We start from the raw sequence: 16,352 nt of genomic DNA, 5'->3' as shown, positions 1-16,352 counted from the left end.
CCGGAATAATGCCGATGCTTCGCGGCAAACGCTACTCCAAACGGCATCGGCCCGCGCCTCCGTCCGGGCCCACCGCGATGGGAAACCGGACGGAGGCGCGGGCCGATGCGTTTCCAGCCGCGAGGCCGGATTCAGATCAGGCCGAGAGCTTCTTGCGGCCGCGGGCGCGGCGGGCGCGAAGCACCTTGCGGCCGCCAGCGGTCGCCGTGCGGGCGCGGAAGCCGTGACGGCGGGCGCGGACAAGGCGGCTGGGCTGGAAAGTGCGCTTCATGTCGGTCCTCGAAATTCCAGAATGGCCCCGAAGGACCCGAACAAAAAAGGCCACCCACCGGATGACCGCAGATCAGATGGGCGCCCGTAATGGAGGACTGGAGGCGAGTCAAGGCGAAGTCTCCCCCATCACGCCGCGACCCGGACGGGCATGCCGCCGCCCGATTTCATGCCTCACGTGTCATTTTCCCCTCGTTCGTGCTATCCGTTAACCAACAGCAATACCGGAAGTAAGCCGAAAACTGTGGGCGGGACCGAACCGATGGGAAACGAAGAACGCCATGGCGTGCTGGTGGGCTGGACGTCGCAGGAACTGGGATCGAACGTCATGGTCGACCTGCAGACGTTCGACCGCGCGAGTTGGGGCACGCATGACACGCCAGACCACACACGCATCCTCATGACACGCAGCCAGGCGGCCGTGCTCGCCAATCATCTGCTGAAAGTCAGCGGATCGCTGCCGCCGCCGCGGCGCAAGCGCTGGCTGGCCTCGCTGCTGGACTGAGAAGGCCGCCTCAGGCGCCGGCCTGATCCAGCCTGACCCACATCGCCATCTCATTCGCCCCGAACCAGCGGGCCGATTCGAAGGGAACCGAGTTGGTCATGGCATAGAAGGCCTCGGCCTCGACCGAACTCATGCCCATATTCTGGTAGTAGACGATGTAGCGCCGGTTCTCGGGCGCACTCGCCTGATAGTCGTCCGGTTCGAGCCCGGTATCGTCGATCCAGGAATGCACCGCGAACTCGGCTCCGGGGTCGGCGTAGCGACGGGCGCCCGCAAGGAACAGCTCCACCCCGCCGGACCGAACCGAGCCGCCCGCCGGTACATATGTCGCGATACCCTTCTCGCGGATCAGGCGGCCAAGGCGCAGATTGGCAAGATCGTCTTCAGTGCCGGGGCATTCGATCATCTCGAGCACGCCGATGCCGGGATAATCGCGCAGCATCCGCGCGAACTCGCCGGGGCTGCGCGCGTCGGTCACGTCGACCAGCGCCGCGCGGCCGGGATCGAGCACGCGGAAGGGACCGTAGGCGGCGATGCCTTCGGGAATCGCCGCGGTCTCGACCTGAAGCATGCGCTCGCCGCCGTCGTCGAAGCGGTCGGCATCTACCTCGACGACCTCGTAACTGATCGCCTGGGCCGACAGGGGGGACACGGCGTTGAGGGCGATCAGGGCAAGGATTGCGACGGTCGAGCGCATGCCGGGAAAAATGCACCCGCCGACCTTACCCAAGCCCTGAGCGATTCGGTTAAAACGCTGTAAGGCATGATTTAAGCCGCTGCCGTGGCGCGACATTCCTGTAGTAGAAACGGCATAACCGCGCCGCATCGCAGAGGAAAAGGACCAGGAGTGGTCGCACTCGTTTCGACTGTCGCATACCTGGGGCTGGAGGCGCGCGCGGTCGAGGTGCAGTGCCAGATCGCGCCGGGAATGCCGACTTTCGCGCTGGTGGGCCTACCCGACAAGGCGGTGGGCGAAGCCGCCAGCGGGTCAGCGCGGCGCTGACCGCGATGGGCCTTGCCCTGCCGCCCAAGCGCATCACCATCAATCTTTCGCCCGCCGACCTGCCCAAGGAAGGCTCTCACTATGACCTGCCGGTCGCGCTTGCGCTGCTCGCGGCGATGGGCGTGGTCGATGCGGAGCAACTTGCCGACTTCGTGGCGGTGGGAGAACAGGCGCTCGACGGCCGGGTGATCCCCTCACCCGGCGTGCTGCTGGCCGCGCTCCAAGCCAGCGAGGCCGACAAGGGCCTGATCTGCCCCGCCGCGCAAGGCAGCGAGGCGAGCTGGGCGAGCGGCGTGCCGGTGGTCGCGGCACCCAACCTCATCAGCCTGCTCAACCACCTCAAGGGTACGCAGGTCCTGCCGCCGCCCGAGCCGGGCCGCGCCGATCCTCCCGAACGCGGGCCGGACCTGCGGCAGGTCAAGGGGCAGGAGACAGCAAGGCGGGCGCTGGAAATCGCCGCCGCCGGGGCGCACAACCTGCTGATGATCGGCCCGCCCGGCGCCGGCAAGTCGCTGCTCGCCTCGTGCCTGCCCGGAATCCTGCCCGAGCTGACGCCCGCCGAAGCGCTGGAAGTTTCCATGGTCTCCTCCGTCGCGGGTGCTCTGGAGGATGGGCGCATTTCCCGCGCGAGGCCGTACCGCGCGCCGCACCATTCGGCCTCGATCGCGGCGCTCACCGGGGGCGGGCTCAAAGTGCGGCCCGGCGAGATCTCGATGGCGCACCTGGGGGTGCTGTTCCTCGATGAGCTGCCGGAATTCCAGCGCGCGGTGCTCGATTCGCTGCGCCAGCCGCTGGAAACCGGCGAAGTGACGGTCGCGCGCGCCAACGCCCATGTGACCTACCCGGTGCGCGTCCAGCTCGTCGCGGCGATGAACCCCTGCCGCTGCGGCCACCTTGGCGACCCCGCGCTCGGCTGCTCGCGCGCGCCGAGATGCGCGGCCGATTATCAAAGCAAGGTCTCCGGCCCGCTGCTCGACCGCATCGACCTACCATGTGGAAGTCGACCCGGTCCGCGCCACCGACCTCGCCCTGCCCCCACCAGAGGAAGGGTCGGAGCACGTCGCCGCCCGCGTCAGGACCGCCCGCGCGATCCAGACCGCCCGGCTCGAAGGCGAAAGCGCGCGGACCAATGCCGAACTCGACGGCGACCTTCTGGAGCGCCACGCGACTCCTGACGAGGCCGGGCGCAAGCTGCTGATGCAAGCCGCCGAAGCGATGCACCTGTCCGCGCGCGGCTATACGCGCATCCTGAGGGTCGCGCGCACCATAGCGGATCTCGGAGGCGCGGAAACGGTGGGGCGCATCCATGTGGCGGAGGCGCTGAGCTACAGAAGGCAGCCGCCGAGGGCATAGAATGCCGAAGGCAGACATCCTCCTTCCGAGGGGGAAAGGGTCCGCTTCCCCTAAGTCTCTGACTGCCGGTTTCAGCCGCCATTCCGCACTGGCGAAACGCGAATCAATCCTCGAAGTCGAGCTGGCGCAGCACTTCCATCACCACCGCCGGGGCACCGGCGAAATCGAGGTGCGAGCAGCGGATCGGGATGGCGCGGTCGCGTTCCGCCGGCCGGCCGCAGGCCGCGCGGGGGGCGATGATGCCGTCGCGCGCGCTCCACAGGGCAATGGTCGGGACCGGCGGCTTGGCGGCGAAATCGCATTCGATCGGCGGCGCGTCGACCGAATGCCCCGTCAGCACCTGATAGGCGCGCCAGGCGTTGTTGGCGCGCGGGTCGCCCGAAAAGGGCGTACCCATGGTAATCACCTTGGCGACCATCTGCGGCTCTCGCCGGGCGATCTCGCGCGCGAAGAGGCCGCCGAGGCTCCAGCCCACCAGCGCCACGGGCGCCTTGTGCTCGCCCGCGATAGCGGCGACGCGCCGCATCAGGTAGGCGAAGTTGCTCCGGCTGGGCCCGAAGTTGAAACCGAGTCCCCAGTCGCAAACCTGATGGCCCGCCTCTGCCAGCGCATGGGCCATCGGCTGCATCCGTTTGGGGTGCGAGCCGAAGCCGGGCAGCAGCATGACCGGCATCGGATGCACCGCCGGCGCGATCGAGAGCCCCCTGTTCCGTCCCCGGTACAGCGAAAGCAGTTCGACAAGCATCAGTAGCAGCGGCGGCCTGGCGACACCCGCCGGATGCGGTTCCCGCACGAAAGCGGCGCGCCGGGCGATCGCATCGCGCAGGGAGCCCGGCTGCCGCCGCATCGTGGTATTCAGGTTCTCGTCTCGCGTCTGGTCCATCGCCTTTGCGGGCCGTCGTGCCTCAGGACGCGCAGTCGCCCACGCGCTGGGTGGTCATGTGCATGGTCATCTTCATGTTGCCCATCGGCTGCTGCCCGCCTTCGGCGTCCATCGCGACGGTCACATCCGAGCCGTCGGGCTTGACCGTCCCGTTGATCTTCATCGTCGCCGTGCCTTCCTGCGGCGACTTGCAATCCATCTGGGCATCGAGCGTGCCGCCATCAACGTCAAAACGCGAATAGCTGCACTGGCTGCCCTTGCCGATGCCGTCGAACATGTCCTTGAAGCCCTTTTCGGTGTCTTCGCGCGTGAGGCAGAAGGTGTTCTCCTGGGCGGCGGTCATCATCGCCTTCATCTGCTCTGCCGCGTCCTCGGGCATGCCCGGCACCTCCAGCCGCGTTATCTCGATGGTCTGCTTGTACTGCCCCGGCTCCGGCTGATCGAGCTTGGCGGCCTCCTGCTTCACCTCGTCCATCGACTTGGGAGCGGACTGCTCTTCCTTGGAGCCGCACGCCGCCAGCGAGAGCGCGGCGCCCCCCAGGCAAAGACCCATCGCCGCATTCCGCACAACATCACGCATAAGGATACCTTTCGTCACAGCCTCAGCCGGGCCCGAAGGATGCACGGCTATCACCGCCCTTGGGCAGTGCCAATGACTCATTGCGGCGCGGGGGTATATACTCCATATGTTCCGCCATGGCCGAACTCGTAATCCGCCGGGGCCTCGAAGAGCCGGACACGTCGGGCAGCTTCGTCCCCCACAAACCGCAGCGTCCCGAAAAGTCCCTTCCCGGCAAGGCATTCCGGATCGTCTCGGACTATCAGCCCGCCGGCGACCAGCCCACCGCGATCGCCGAACTGGTGCAGTCCGCGCGCGAGGACGAGAAGACGCAGGTGCTGCTGGGCGTCACCGGATCGGGCAAGACCTTCACCATGGCCAAGGTGATAGAGGAACTGCAGCGCCCGGCCCTGATCCTCGCGCCCAACAAGATCCTCGCCGCCCAGCTTTACGGCGAGTTCAGGGACTTTTTCCCGGATAACGCGGTCGAGTATTTCGTATCCTACTACGACTATTACCAGCCCGAGGCCTACGTGCCCCGGTCCGACACCTACATCGAGAAGGAAAGCTCGGTAAACGAGGCGATCGACCGCATGCGCCATTCGGCCACGCGCGCGTTGCTGGAACGCGACGACGTCATCATCGTCGCCTCGGTCTCGTGCCTTTACGGCATCGGCTCGGTCGAGACCTATTCGGCGATGATCTTCGATCTTGAGGTCGGCAAGACGCAGGACCAGCGCGAGATCATCCGCAAGCTCGTCGCGCTTCAGTACAAGCGCAACGATACCGCTTTCGCGCGCGGCATGTTCCGCGTGCGGGGGGACAATCTGGAGATCTTCCCCAGCCACTATGAAGACATGGCCTGGCGCATCAGCTTCTTCGGAGACGAGATCGAGGAAATCGCCGAGTTCGATCCGCTGACCGGCAAGAAGGGCGCGGTGCTGGAGAAGGTGCGCGTCTATGCGAACTCGCACTACGTCACGCCCGGTCCGACGATGAAACAGGCGGCCGAGGCAATCCGCTTCGAACTGGCCGAGCGGCTCAAGGAGCTGGAAGCCGAGGGGAAGCTGCTGGAAGCGCAGCGGCTGGAACAGCGCACCAATTTCGATCTGGAGATGATCGCCGCCACCGGATCTTGCGCGGGGATCGAGAACTATTCCCGCTTCCTCACCGGGCGCCTGCCGGGCGAGCCGCCGCCGACGCTGTTCGAATACCTGCCCGACAACGCCCTGCTCTTCGTCGATGAAAGCCACCAGACGGTGCCGCAGATCGGCGCCATGTCCAAGGGCGACCACCGGCGCAAGATCACGCTGGCCGAATATGGATTTCGCCTGCCGAGCTGCATCGACAATCGACCTCTCAGGTTCAACGAATGGGACGCGATGCGGCCGCAGACGGTCGCGGTTTCGGCCACGCCCGGCGGCTGGGAAATGGAGCAGACCGGCGGCGTCTTCGCTGAACAGGTGATCCGCCCCACCGGGCTGATCGATCCTCCGGTGGAAATCCGCCCGGTCGAGGACCAGGTCCAGGACTGCATCAACGAGTGCAAGGAGGTCGCCGCCAAGGGATACCGCACGCTCGTCACCACGCTCACCAAGCGCATGGCCGAGGACCTCACCGAATTCATGCACGAGGCGGGCGTGCGCGTGCGCTATATGCACAGCGACGTCGAGACGCTGGAGCGCATCGAACTGATCCGCGATCTGCGCATGGGCGTCTATGACGTGCTGGTGGGCATCAACCTGCTGCGCGAGGGGCTGGACATTCCCGAATGCGGGCTGGTGTGCATTCTCGATGCCGACAAGGAAGGCTTTCTGCGCAGCGAGACCAGCCTGATCCAGACCATCGGCCGCGCCGCGCGCAACGTGGATGGTCGCGTGATCCTCTATGCCGACCGCATGACCGGCTCCATGGAACGCGCCATCGCCGAAACCGACCGCCGCCGCGCCAAGCAGGAGGAATTCAACGCCGAGCACGACATCACCCCGCAAACGATCAAGCGCCGCATCGCCGACATCGTCGCCGACACCGCCAGCCGCGACGGCGTGCTCGTCGACATCGACGACGGGGAACGCAACGAACTCGTCGGCCACAACCTGCGCGCCTACATCGAGGAACTCGAAGGCCGCATGCGCGCGGCGGCGGCGGATCTGGAGTTCGAGGAGGCTGGGCGGCTCAGGGACGAAATCAGGCGGCTGGAAGCGACGGAGCTGGGCCTGCCCGACGCGGAGCACAAAGCCGCGCGCGTGGGGCGGAGCAACGAAGGCAAGCCGGGGACGCGGAAGATGCGGTACGGCAAGACGCAGCGGAAGTGGGGGCGGTGATGCTTGCAAAATTTCTCAATTTTTGCTAGCAATATTCTTCGAAAGGAGCATCGCGATGGCCACCGCAACCGTACGGAATGTGGATGACGACGACTATGCCGCACTGACCGAAATGGCCGAAGCCAATCAGCGCTCGGTTTCGGCCGAGCTTCGCGCCATGATTGCCGAGCAGGCCCGCCGACACCGCGCCGAGAAACTGATTGTGGAAATGCGCGCGATAAGGAAGCGAAATGCCCTCAAACTACCCGATGGCAGAACCATGCTCGACCTCCTGCGCGAAGAGCGCGATTCCTGGTGATCGTCATCGACGCCAGCGTCGCGGTCAAATGGTATGCGAACGAGGCGCTGTCAGAAGATGCCGATGACATCTTCACGGCAAACCAGTCCGCCATTATCGTACCCGATATCTTCGTTACCGAAGTGATGAGCGCGCTGGTGCGGCGCGCCAATATCGACAAGGCGGTCCGCAGCGAAACGGAAGCCTCTATCGGCAATCTTGCCGATCTGTTCGCAGCCGGGATGCTGCATGCCCATCGCATCGAGCCTCCGCAAATGTCCCAGGCCGCCGGGCTTGCGATGGACCTCGGCCACCCTTTGAAGGACTGCATCTACCTCGCACTGGCAATGGAGCGGGAGTGTCCGCTGATAACAGCGGACGCCAAGTTCGCCGCGAAAGCTCGGGAGGTCTGGGAGGCGGTCCAGACCTTGGGCGCGTGAGGCAAGTCGACCGGACTGAGGCCAAGTGCATGAGACACATGCACGATGGCAAGCCGGGGGACGCAAGACGCGGCTGAAGTGGGCGGCGATGACTACCTCTGTAGAACTGAGTGTTACCGGGAGCGTCCGTAGAGGAGCGATTCAAACTCGGCTTAGACTGCTTATCACGTAGCCGTTCCAGTAATGAGGCAGTCATGACCCCATACGAAACCATCACTCTTACTATCGCCATCGTTGTTCTTGCGGGTGGGTTCGCTTATGCCGGTATCCAGATCGGCAAGTGGATCGGTGAGAAGAAGTGAGATGCTCCCTTCTTCGTCATGCTGAACTTGTTTCAGCATCCATCGTGCCCCAACTCAGGTCCGCGCGCGACGAGAAATGGACCCTGAAACAAGTTCAGGGTGAAGATGAATGTGACGCCGTGGGTCCGCCGGACTTTGACGCGGCGTAGCGCGCGGTCCCGCAGCCGGCTCAAGTTCCCGGTCTCCGGCGTAACCGCCAGCACCTTTCCCAATTCCCACGCGACGAAACGCCCCCTGAAGCGTATAGTCGCACCTCCCAACCGGGAGAAAGACGATGCGCATGCTGCTGCTGGCCGCGATACTCGCCGCCACGCCGGTCGCCTCGACGGCCCCTGCTGAACGGATCGACGTGATCCTTTCCAACTTCGACTTCGATCCCCGGGTCGTCACGTTCCGCCATGGCGAACGCTATCACCTGCATCTCAGGAACGCATCGCGCGGCGGGCACAGCTTCAAGGCCCAGGCCTTCTTCGCGGATGCCTCGATGGCGCAGGAGGAAAGGGCCAAGATATCCGGGGGCAAGATCGAACTCGATGGCGGAGAGACGGTAGACCTGATGCTGACGGCCCCGGCCACGCCGGCCACCTACGATCTCAAATGCACGCACTTCCTGCACGGCGCGTTCGGCATGACCGGAAAGATCGTCGTCCAATAGCGCGGCAGCGCCGGGGCCGCGTCAGAGCTTGCCGAACTTCTCCTCGTAGCCGGCGGTATTGCCGTCGGCGAGGAGCCTGGCCTGTTCCACCCAGTTGTCGCGGCGGGGACGGCCGGCGAAGGAGCCGAGCTTGGTGTCGAGTTCGTCGAGATCGGCATCGGTCCACCCCGCGATCTGTTCGAAGCGGGTAATGCCCAGCGAATGCAGCAGCGTGAGCATCTTGGGGCCGAGGCCCTTGATCTTGCGCAGATCGTCGGGCTCCCCGGCCGCGGGCGCCGGAGCCGGTTGGGGCGCGGGCTCGGCGGGCGGGCGCTGTTGCTCCTCCTCCTTGCGCTCCTGCGCCGCATCGACTTCCTCCTGCGCGGCGACGGCAATGACTTCTCCGATGCCGGCCATCGTCCCGGCCATGGCCGGCGGATCGATATGCGCGGCGGGCGGCGTGTCGATCAGCGACTGGTTGCGCTTTGCGGGACCTGTGCCCTCGTCCAGCACGTCGGGGCGGTGCTGCCGCTTGTGCGGCTTCGCGCCGTGGACGAACAGCCAGTAGGCAACGACGATGCCGATCAGCAGAGCGGCGATAAAGATCAGCCAGTTGGCCTCGATCATCTGTACCAAGGTTCTATCCCCTCCGGTTCCACAAGAGCCAGCCGATGCCAAAGCCCGCGAAATAGGTCAGCAGCACCGAGACGGCCATTTCAAGCCACAGCGGCATCAATGCATCCTTTCATGCCTCGAAATACCGCGCGCGTAGTCCACCGCAACCATGATCTCAACCCGGCCCCGGCGTGTCGATGGGCGTGGGCTTGACCGGCGCAGAGGCGATCACTGAAAACTCGATGCGCCGGTTGGCGGGATCACCCGGATCGAGCCCCGCGATCGGATCCTTCGAGCCGACGCCGGTGGCGCGCAGGCCATCGGCGGGAATGCCGCGCCCGATCAGCGCCCAGCGCACCGCCTCCGCGCGCGCCAGCGACAGTGCCACGTTGGCCTGGGGGTGGCCGCCGGCATCGGTATGGCCGGTGACAGCGATGATGCTGCCGACGCACGGACGCAGGGCCTGCGCCACCTCGTCGAGCGGGCGTTCGCTCGCGGGATCGATGCGCGCGCTGGCTTCGGAAAAACGGATGGTGCGGGTCTCCAGGATCGTCTCGACATCGTCCTGGCAAGGCAGCGCTGCGGCCATCCTCCCGTCCCTCTCGCGCGCCCAGCTTACCCCGCCAACGCCCGGAACCGCCGCGACGGCGGCAGCGACGCGGGTGCGGGTCGCCACGTCAAGGTTTCTGCCGCCCGAAAGTACCGGATGGCGCGTCTGCCAGCCGTAACGGTCGCGGAAGACGAGCTCGACGCCCTGCCCGCCCGCCGCGTCGCGCGCGGCATTCGCCCTGCGTTCGAGGTCGGCGATGAAGGCCGGGGCGATGAACCTGGAACCCGCGAACGACAACGCCACGCTGAGCGCGGCTCCGGCAACGACAATCAGGGCTCGACGCGGATTCATGCGCCAAGCCTAAGGGCCAAATCGAACGCTGTCAGCCTCCCCCGCGGGAGTTGCCCCCAAGCGTATCCCCGGCATCGGCGAATTCGGCCTGGGCCACCTTGGTCTTCTGGAACAGCTTGCGGTCTTCGGGGCCGAACGCCCTTTTCCAGATCACGTAGAAATAGGCGCCGAGGATCGCCGGGATGCCGAAGGAAAGTTCGGCCCACTCCGGCAGGTACCGCGTCGCGAGGAAGCCGATGATCACGGCCGGCGATGCGGCCCAGACCAGCGCCCAGCGCCAGTTGTTGATGCGTTCGTTCAGGATCTTCGCGAGCATCCGCGACTTGACGATCGAGGCGAAGGCCAGCGCCAGCGTCAGCGAAATCGCCGCCGCGGCGGCCTGGTACAGCGAGTTGTAGCCATAGTGCTGCATCAGCAGGATGCCGCCCAGCGTCAGCGCCGCCTGCAGGACGATGGTGACGACCGAGACGATCAGGTTCTTGACCCGCGCGACATAGATCAACGCCGCCTCGCTGACGACGGCAGTGGCCGCGACCACTTCGGCGATGAGCAGGAAGGCAAGCGCGCCCGTGCCGCCGACGAACTCGCGCCCGACCAGGCCCATCACGCCTTCACCCGGGATGCCGAGCGCAAGCGCGATTCCGGCCTGCGCGGCGGTGATCCAGAAGCCGACCTGGCAGACCTGCCGCGCGATGGCGCCATAGTCCTTCTGCTTCAGGTTGCGGGTGATGACCGGCCCCAGCACCGGTTCGAAACTGGTCTTGAGCTTCTGCGGCAGGCTCGCGACCTGCTGCGCGGCATAATAGATGCCGACGGCGGCAGGCGGCGCCAGGAAGCCGAGCAGGAGGAGATCGACGCGTCGCGTGCCCCATTCGATGGTGTCGGCCAGCGCGATCGGCATCGAGCGCATCGCGAGCCGCTGCATCTCGACAGGCCTCGGACGCCACCCGTGGGGCAGGCCATATTCGCGGATAAACGGGATGAAGGCGGTGATGGCGGCGGCAAAGATCGACGCAATGTAGGCGAGCGAAAGGCCGCTTTCGGGCGCGACGAAGATCATCGCGCCAGCCATGATCGAGATCGTCCACGGCTCGACGATGGCGCGCGACCAGACCGAAGGGCCGATTTTCAGGCGATAGGCGAGCGCCGCCAGCCAGATCTCGGTAAGCGCCAGCGGCGGAATGGCAAGAACCATCAGCCGATCGATTTCGGTGTACTTGCCGCCGGGGAACATCGGCGTCGGCACGAACCAGAAGAACAGCGCCGCTGCGCCGCTGGCGAGGAGCGCGAGGATCATGCCGTCGGCGACGATATTGGCCGGGGGCACCTCGCCCTCGGTATCGGACAGGCGCTGGGCGAGGCCACGTTTCTCGCCCATGGTGCAGATCATCGCGGTCAGCTCGATCACCACCAGCGCAGAGGCGAAGCGGCCGAGCGCCTCCGGGCCATACGCCGCGGCCCGGCCGGCGATGAACAGGAACGGGATGCGCGCGGCGAGGCGCAGGAAAAACCCGAAGAGGTTGGTCCGTCCACCTCTGGCCAGCGCCGCGATGTCGTCCCGGGGCCTCTCTCCGGGCGCGCCCAAGGCGCCGGTACCCTCGCTCAAGTATCTGCTTCCTGCTCTGCGCGAAGCGGACGCGCCAACAGATCCTCGACCACGACGCCGGCCGGGGCCTCGCCCTTCAGCAGACGGCACACCGACTGGACGATGGGCATGTCGACCCCCTCGTGCGTCGCGATTTGGGCCAGCACGGGGGCGGTCGCCGCGCCTTCGGCCACGCTGTTCTTGCCCGCCAGCGCCTCGGCGGCGGACAGGCCCTTGCCGAGCGCTAGGCCGAGCGAGAAGTTCCGGCTCGATGTGGACGAGCAGGTCAGCACGAGATCGCCCAGCCCGCACAGGCCCGACAGGGTTTCCGCCCGCGCGCCGCGCGCCAGCCCGAAACGCAGCATCTCGGCAAAGCCGCGCGCGATCAGCGCCGCGCGCGCGTTCTGGCCAAGCCCCAGCCCCTCGACGACGCCGCAGGCGATCGCCAGCACGTTCTTCACCGCTCCGCCGATCTCGGCGCCGATCACGTCGTCCGAATAGTAGGGGCGGAAACCGGAACGCGCGATCAGCGGCGAGAGCCGGTCCCACTGCGCTTCACCGCCCGAACAGGCGAGCGTTACCGCCGTCGGCAGCCCGGCCGCCACTTCGTGCGCGAACGTCGGCCCGGAAAGCACGGCAAGGCGCGCGTCGGGCGCCGCGTCGGCGGCGACGTCGAACATCAGGCGCCCGGTCGCGGCCTCTATTCCCTTGGAGCAGAGCACGACATCGCGCTCCCCCCGGGGCAATTCGGAGATCACCGAGGCGAGGAACTGCGCCGGCACGACGAGGAGCAGCACCGGCAGAGCCGCGAGCTCCCCAAGATCGCCGGTGGCGCGGATCGTTTCTGCCAGCCGCGCGCTGGGCAGGAACAGGCTGTTGCCGTGCTTCGAATTGATTTCGGCGACAAGTTCACTCTCGCGCGCCCAGAGCAGCACCTCGCTGCCGTCGCTCGCCAGCGACTGCGCCAGCGCAGTGCCCCAGGCGCCCGCGCCGATTACCCCCACCTTGCCCCTCATGCCTTCACTCCCGCACCGCGTACTGCTTCCGCATCGGGGTCCAACGGCCAGCGCGGCCGGGCCGCGATGTCCAGCGGATCGGACTGCCCCAGTGCCAGCCGCTCCACGCCCGCCCAGGCGATCATCGCCGCGTTGTCCGTGCACAGCGCGAGCGGCGGGGCGACGAACGCGAGCCTGTGCTCGGCCGCCAGCGTTTCGAGCGCGGAGCGGATCGCCTGGTTCGCGGCAACCCCGCCGGCGACGACGAGCGCATTCATCTCGCCCACGTTCTTCAGCGCGCGGCGGGTACGGTCGACCAGACAGTCGATCGCGGCCTGCTGGAACGAGGCGGCGATATCGGCCTCGGTGTATCCGGCCCCTTTGTCCATCGCCTGTTTCGCCCGCATCACCGCGCTCTTGAGCCCCGCGAACGAGAAGTGCGGCTCGTCCGATCCCACCAGCGGTCGCGGCAGCGGCACTTTCCTCGCATCACCCCGCGCGGCCAGTCGTTCGACCGCCGGGCCTCCGGGATAGCCGAGGCCGAGCAGCTTGGCGGTCTTGTCAAAGGCCTCGCCCAGAGCATCGTCGATCGTCGTGGCGAGGCGGCGGAACCGGCCCACGCCCTCGACACCAAGGATCTGGCAATGCCCGCCCGAGACCAGCAGCAGCAGGTAGGGATATTCGAGTCCCGGATCGGCCAGACGCGGCGAAAGCGCATGGCCTTCGAGGTGATTGATCGCGATCAGCGGCTTGTCGGCCGCCATGGCCAGCGCCTTGGCGGTGACAAGCCCGACCATGACGCCGCCGATCAGCCCCGGTCCGGCCGTGGCGGCGATCGCGTCCACATCCTCCAGCCGCATGTTCGCATCGGCCAGCGTTGCCTCGATCAGCGGGGCGAGCCGCTCTGCATGCGCGCGCGCGGCGATCTCCGGCACGACGCCGCCATAGGGGCGATGCACCTCGTCCTGCGAGGCGATGCGCTGGGCGAGAATGACGCGCCCGTCCGTCACCAGCGCCGCCGCCGTCTCGTCACACGAGGATTCTATCCCGAGAACTGTCCTCATCGTGACTTTCCCTGAACGACAATGCCGGGTAGCACAAGCCGCCGATGACTTACGACAAGCAAGAGACCAAGTTCCGCCTCGGCACCCGCCGCTCACCGCTGGCCATGGCCCAGGCCGAAGAGGCGCGCGACCGGCTGGCGGCAGCGCATGGAATCGAACCGGCGCACATAGAGATCGTCGCGGTCACCGCCAGCGGCGATCGTGTACAGGACCGCCCCCTCGCCGAAATCGGCGGCAAGGCGCTGTGGACCAGGGAACTCGACGCCTGGCTGGCGGCGGGCGATATCGATTTCGCGGTCCATTCGGCCAAGGACGTCGAGACGATCCGGCCGAAGGAATTCGCCATCGCCGCCGTGCTCCCACGCGAGGACGTGCGCGACGTGCTGATCGGCGCCGAAAGCATCCACGCCCTGCCGCAAGGCGCCGTCGTCGGAACCAGCGCCCCGCGCCGCGCCGCGCAGCTCCTTCACGCCCGGCCGGACTGCAAGGTCGTTACCTTTCGCGGCAACGTCGCCACGCGCCTCGCCAAACTCGCCGCGGGGGAGGTGGACGCGACCTTCCTCGCTTCCGCCGGACTGCGGCGGCTGGGCGAAACCGGCACCGGTCATCCGCTGGACGAGAACGAATGGCTCCCCGCCCCCGGCCAGGCCGCGATCCTGATCGAGTGCCGCGCCGGAGACGAGCGGACCCGCCGGTTCCTTGCCGCGATCGATCATGCGCCCAGCCGCGCCGCCGTCGCCGCCGAGCGCGCGCTGCTGGCGGCGCTGGGCGGCACCTGCCACAGCCCGATCGCGGTGCTGACCCGCATTCAGGGCGGCGATATCCTGCTGCGCGGCGCGCTCTTCAGCCCGGACGGTGCAGAGAAGGTCGAAGGCGAATGTCTCTTTCCGCTGGGCGACAGCGAAGGCCCCGCAAGGCTCGCCGCCGACCTTCTGGCCCGCGCGGTCCCGGCCATTGCCGTTCATTTCGCCGGATCCGCGTGAGTGATCTTGTGCCACCGCTGGTCGTCATCCGGCCCGAACCGGGCGCCTCGGCCACCCGAGAGGCCGCACGCACGATGGGTCTGGACGCACGCGTCTTCCCCTTGTTCGACGTGCGAGCGCTGGAATGGGAACCGGTTCCGCCCGGGGAAGTGGACGCGCTGCTTTTCGGCAGCGCCAATGCCCTTCGCCATGGAGGCGCGGCGCTGGAACGCTATCGCGGCCTTCCGGCCTATGCGGTAGGCGAGACGACCGCCGCGGCCGCCCGCGCGGCGGGCTTGGAGGTGATCGCCACCGGCAAGGGCGGGCTGCAACCGATGCTCGGCGCTCTTTCGGGCCGCCACCGCCGCCTGCTGCGCCTTGCCGGGCGCGAACGGGTGGACCTCCACCCGCCGGACGGCGTCACGATGACCACGCGCGAAGTCTATGCCAGCAAGCCGCTGCCTTTCCCTCCGGCGCTGGCGCAGTTGCTCGCCCGCCCCGCCGTGATCCTGCTCCATTCGGGCGAAGCCGCTGCGCATTTCGCGCGCGAGTGCGAACGCGCCGGGATAGATCGCGGCAAGCTCGCGCTCGCGTCGATCGGACCGCGCGTCGCCGGGCGCGCCGGCGAAGGCTGGGCCGCCTCGCGCAGCATATCGCGGCCGAGCGATGCCGCGCTGCTGGCCTTGGCCGCGCAGATGTGCCAAGACTCCGCCAACTGGCTTCCATGACCGAACAAGGCGCGATGCAGGACAACACCACGCTGCAGAAACACACATCGTCCCGTTCACGGAGCGGCGTGATCTTCGTGGGCTTGCTGGCTTTCCTGTTCGGCGCGCTGCTCGTCGCCTGGGCCAGTACGCGCGGTTACCTGGACGACCTGCAGCCCGCCCCGGAAGCCACCGAAGTCTCCGCGGAATCGATCATCACCGACGAAGAGAACGTCGTGCCGGAGGTCGCCACGACCACCTCCAAGCCGACGCCGGAGCAGATCGCCAAAATCGGGTCTGTCGAGGCCCGGCTCGCGCTGCTGGAAGACCGGCTATCGCGCATTGATTTCCAGACCGACGCCGCTTCCGGCAACGCCGCGCGCGCCGAAGGGCTGCTGATCGCCTTTGCCGCGCGCCGCATGGTCGATCGCGGCGAGCCGCTCAGTTACGTCGCCGACCAGCTCCGCCTGCGCTTCGCCAACGCCCAGCCCCGCGCCGTGCAGACCATCATCGACTTTTCCAGGAACCCCGTGACCATCGACGAGCTGCGCGCCCGCCTCGAAGCGCTCTCTCCCGAACTGAGCGCGGTGGAAAATAACCAGAGCCTGTGGAAGCGGGCCACCAGCGAACTGGCGGGACTGTTCACCGTGCACCGCGATTCATCGACGCTGCTCTCGCCGTCGGCCCGGATCGACCGGGCCAGTATCATGCTCACCGCCCGGCGGATCGGCAGCGCCGTCGCCGAAGTCCAGCGCCTTCCGGGCGCCGAAGCCGCCGAGCGCTGGATCGCCGACGCCCGCCGCTATGAGGAAGTCCAGCGCGCGCTCGAACTGCTCGAAACGACCGCAATGCTCGAACCGCGCCGCCTGCAGGATGCCGAGGGAAAGAAGGTCGACCAACCCAGCCCCCTGGCAACGCCGGCCATGCCGGAAGGCGCGGCGCCGCCGCCGAACCCCTGAGGCCGCCCCCCCTC

The 16,352-nt window shown here is 67.2% G+C and carries 17 protein-coding genes and 1 pseudogene; 9 read left to right on the top strand and 9 right to left on the bottom strand.

Annotation, left to right across the window (positions count from 1 at the left end; all coding sequences use genetic code 11):
- Positions 1 to 136 precede the first annotated feature (136 nt).
- Entirely contained in the window at positions 137 to 271 is a 135-nt protein-coding gene (gene rpmH, locus IEX32_RS05140) for a 50S ribosomal protein L34 (protein WP_039279517.1), read from the bottom strand.
- 261 nt (positions 272 to 532) lie between these two features.
- On the opposite strand from rpmH, the gene IEX32_RS05135 reads away from it, so the two are divergent.
- On the top strand, positions 533 to 775 hold the full coding sequence (locus IEX32_RS05135) for a hypothetical protein (protein ID WP_188769163.1): 243 nt from the start codon (positions 533 to 535) through the stop codon (positions 773 to 775).
- Positions 776 to 785: 10 nt separating this feature from the next.
- Here IEX32_RS05135 and IEX32_RS05130 read toward each other — a convergent pair whose 3' ends face one another.
- Complete coding sequence (locus IEX32_RS05130; RefSeq protein ID WP_188769161.1) at positions 786 to 1,472, bottom strand: alpha/beta hydrolase; 687 nt, start codon at positions 1,470 to 1,472, stop codon at positions 786 to 788.
- A gap of 150 nt (positions 1,473 to 1,622) precedes the next feature.
- Between IEX32_RS05130 and IEX32_RS05125 the strand changes: the two are divergent.
- Positions 1,623 to 3,131 (top strand): annotated as a pseudogene (locus IEX32_RS05125) (YifB family Mg chelatase-like AAA ATPase).
- Between the two features lie 103 nt (positions 3,132 to 3,234).
- Here IEX32_RS05125 and IEX32_RS05120 read toward each other — a convergent pair.
- Both IEX32_RS05120 and IEX32_RS05115 read right to left on the bottom strand, forming a co-directional pair.
- Positions 3,235 to 4,014, bottom strand: a complete 780-nt coding sequence (locus tag IEX32_RS05120; RefSeq protein ID WP_229736102.1) for an esterase/lipase family protein — start codon at positions 4,012 to 4,014, stop codon at positions 3,235 to 3,237.
- 22 nt (positions 4,015 to 4,036) lie between these two features.
- Positions 4,037 to 4,594 (bottom strand): DUF3617 domain-containing protein, encoded by a 558-nt coding sequence (locus tag IEX32_RS05115; protein ID WP_188769158.1) that lies wholly within the window; start codon positions 4,592 to 4,594, stop codon positions 4,037 to 4,039.
- Positions 4,595 to 4,710: 116 nt separating this feature from the next.
- Here IEX32_RS05115 and uvrB point away from each other — a divergent pair, with 116 nt between their 5' ends.
- The 4 genes from uvrB to IEX32_RS05095 all read left to right on the top strand — a co-directional run bounded on the left by uvrB (position 4,711) and on the right by IEX32_RS05095 (position 8,571).
- A complete protein-coding gene (gene uvrB, locus IEX32_RS05110; RefSeq protein WP_188769157.1) occupies positions 4,711 to 6,897 on the top strand; it encodes an excinuclease ABC subunit UvrB in 2,187 nt (728 codons plus the stop codon).
- Between the two features lie 55 nt (positions 6,898 to 6,952).
- Complete coding sequence (locus IEX32_RS05105; RefSeq protein WP_188769154.1) at positions 6,953 to 7,195, top strand: FitA-like ribbon-helix-helix domain-containing protein; 243 nt, start codon at positions 6,953 to 6,955, stop codon at positions 7,193 to 7,195.
- Positions 7,192 to 7,614 carry a type II toxin-antitoxin system VapC family toxin gene (locus IEX32_RS05100; RefSeq protein ID WP_188769150.1) on the top strand — a complete coding sequence of 141 codons (423 nt, stop codon included), beginning with the start codon at positions 7,192 to 7,194 and terminating at the stop codon, positions 7,612 to 7,614. The genes IEX32_RS05105 and IEX32_RS05100 overlap by 4 nt, the downstream gene beginning before the upstream one ends.
- 576 nt (positions 7,615 to 8,190) lie before the next feature.
- A complete protein-coding gene (locus IEX32_RS05095; RefSeq protein WP_188769147.1) occupies positions 8,191 to 8,571 on the top strand; it encodes a plastocyanin/azurin family copper-binding protein in 381 nt (126 codons plus the stop codon).
- Between the two features lie 21 nt (positions 8,572 to 8,592).
- On the opposite strand, the gene IEX32_RS05090 is transcribed toward IEX32_RS05095, so the two are convergent.
- The 5 genes from IEX32_RS05090 to tsaD form a co-directional block, all read right to left on the bottom strand.
- A complete protein-coding gene (locus IEX32_RS05090; RefSeq protein ID WP_188769439.1) occupies positions 8,593 to 9,177 on the bottom strand; it encodes a helix-hairpin-helix domain-containing protein in 585 nt (194 codons plus the stop codon).
- Between the two features lie 163 nt (positions 9,178 to 9,340).
- Complete coding sequence (locus IEX32_RS05085; RefSeq protein WP_188769145.1) at positions 9,341 to 10,066, bottom strand: OmpA family protein; 726 nt, start codon at positions 10,064 to 10,066, stop codon at positions 9,341 to 9,343.
- Between the two features lie 31 nt (positions 10,067 to 10,097).
- Complete coding sequence (locus IEX32_RS05080; protein ID WP_188769143.1) at positions 10,098 to 11,672, bottom strand: lipopolysaccharide biosynthesis protein; 1,575 nt, start codon at positions 11,670 to 11,672, stop codon at positions 10,098 to 10,100.
- A complete protein-coding gene (locus IEX32_RS05075; protein ID WP_188769142.1) occupies positions 11,669 to 12,667 on the bottom strand; it encodes an NAD(P)H-dependent glycerol-3-phosphate dehydrogenase in 999 nt (332 codons plus the stop codon). The genes IEX32_RS05080 and IEX32_RS05075 overlap by 4 nt, the downstream gene beginning before the upstream one ends.
- Positions 12,664 to 13,710, bottom strand: a complete 1,047-nt coding sequence (tsaD, locus tag IEX32_RS05070; protein ID WP_188769138.1) for a tRNA (adenosine(37)-N6)-threonylcarbamoyltransferase complex transferase subunit TsaD — start codon at positions 13,708 to 13,710, stop codon at positions 12,664 to 12,666. The genes IEX32_RS05075 and tsaD overlap by 4 nt, the downstream gene beginning before the upstream one ends.
- Positions 13,711 to 13,754: 44 nt before the next feature.
- Between tsaD and hemC the strand changes: the two genes are divergently transcribed.
- The 3 genes from hemC to IEX32_RS05055 are packed head-to-tail and all read left to right on the top strand — an operon-like array spanning position 13,755 to position 16,338.
- Positions 13,755 to 14,693: a hydroxymethylbilane synthase gene (gene hemC, locus IEX32_RS05065; protein ID WP_188769133.1), complete on the top strand. Its 939-nt coding sequence runs from the start codon at positions 13,755 to 13,757 to the stop codon at positions 14,691 to 14,693.
- Positions 14,690 to 15,400, top strand: a complete 711-nt coding sequence (locus IEX32_RS05060; RefSeq protein ID WP_229736099.1) for a uroporphyrinogen-III synthase — start codon at positions 14,690 to 14,692, stop codon at positions 15,398 to 15,400. Before hemC ends, IEX32_RS05060 begins: the two co-directional genes overlap by 4 nt.
- Positions 15,397 to 16,338 (top strand): mitofilin family membrane protein, encoded by a 942-nt coding sequence (locus IEX32_RS05055; protein ID WP_229736096.1) that lies wholly within the window; start codon positions 15,397 to 15,399, stop codon positions 16,336 to 16,338. Before IEX32_RS05060 ends, IEX32_RS05055 begins: the two co-directional genes overlap by 4 nt.
- Positions 16,339 to 16,352: the final 14 nt, after the last annotated feature.

The sequence above is a fragment of the Novosphingobium endophyticum genome (assembly GCF_014640675.1).
In the GTDB taxonomy this organism is placed as follows: Bacteria; Pseudomonadota; Alphaproteobacteria; order Sphingomonadales; family Sphingomonadaceae; genus Novosphingobium; species Novosphingobium endophyticum.
Note: the sequence above shows the minus strand (reverse complement) of the source record. Positions and strands in the feature narration are given on the sequence as shown.

Excerpts from the sequence above, each read along its gene's own strand:
- rpmH (WP_039279517.1), bottom strand. The coding sequence starts at position 271 with ATGAAGCGCACTTTCCAGCCCAGCCGCCTTGTCCGCGCCCGCCGTCAC.
- IEX32_RS05135 (WP_188769163.1), top strand. The coding sequence starts at position 533 with ATGGGAAACGAAGAACGCCATGGCGTGCTGGTGGGCTGGACGTCGCAG.
- IEX32_RS05130 (WP_188769161.1), bottom strand. The coding sequence starts at position 1,472 with ATGCGCTCGACCGTCGCAATCCTTGCCCTGATCGCCCTCAACGCCGTG.
- IEX32_RS05120 (WP_229736102.1), bottom strand. The coding sequence starts at position 4,014 with ATGGACCAGACGCGAGACGAGAACCTGAATACCACGATGCGGCGGCAG.
- IEX32_RS05115 (WP_188769158.1), bottom strand. The coding sequence starts at position 4,594 with ATGCGTGATGTTGTGCGGAATGCGGCGATGGGTCTTTGCCTGGGGGGC.
- uvrB (WP_188769157.1), top strand. The coding sequence starts at position 4,711 with ATGGCCGAACTCGTAATCCGCCGGGGCCTCGAAGAGCCGGACACGTCG.
- IEX32_RS05105 (WP_188769154.1), top strand. The coding sequence starts at position 6,953 with ATGGCCACCGCAACCGTACGGAATGTGGATGACGACGACTATGCCGCA.
- IEX32_RS05095 (WP_188769147.1), top strand. The coding sequence starts at position 8,191 with ATGCGCATGCTGCTGCTGGCCGCGATACTCGCCGCCACGCCGGTCGCC.
- IEX32_RS05090 (WP_188769439.1), bottom strand. The coding sequence starts at position 9,177 with ATGATCGAGGCCAACTGGCTGATCTTTATCGCCGCTCTGCTGATCGGC.
- IEX32_RS05085 (WP_188769145.1), bottom strand. The coding sequence starts at position 10,066 with ATGAATCCGCGTCGAGCCCTGATTGTCGTTGCCGGAGCCGCGCTCAGC.
- IEX32_RS05075 (WP_188769142.1), bottom strand. The coding sequence starts at position 12,667 with ATGAGGGGCAAGGTGGGGGTAATCGGCGCGGGCGCCTGGGGCACTGCG.
- tsaD (WP_188769138.1), bottom strand. The coding sequence starts at position 13,710 with ATGAGGACAGTTCTCGGGATAGAATCCTCGTGTGACGAGACGGCGGCG.
- hemC (WP_188769133.1), top strand. The coding sequence starts at position 13,755 with ATGACTTACGACAAGCAAGAGACCAAGTTCCGCCTCGGCACCCGCCGC.
- IEX32_RS05055 (WP_229736096.1), top strand. The coding sequence starts at position 15,397 with ATGACCGAACAAGGCGCGATGCAGGACAACACCACGCTGCAGAAACAC.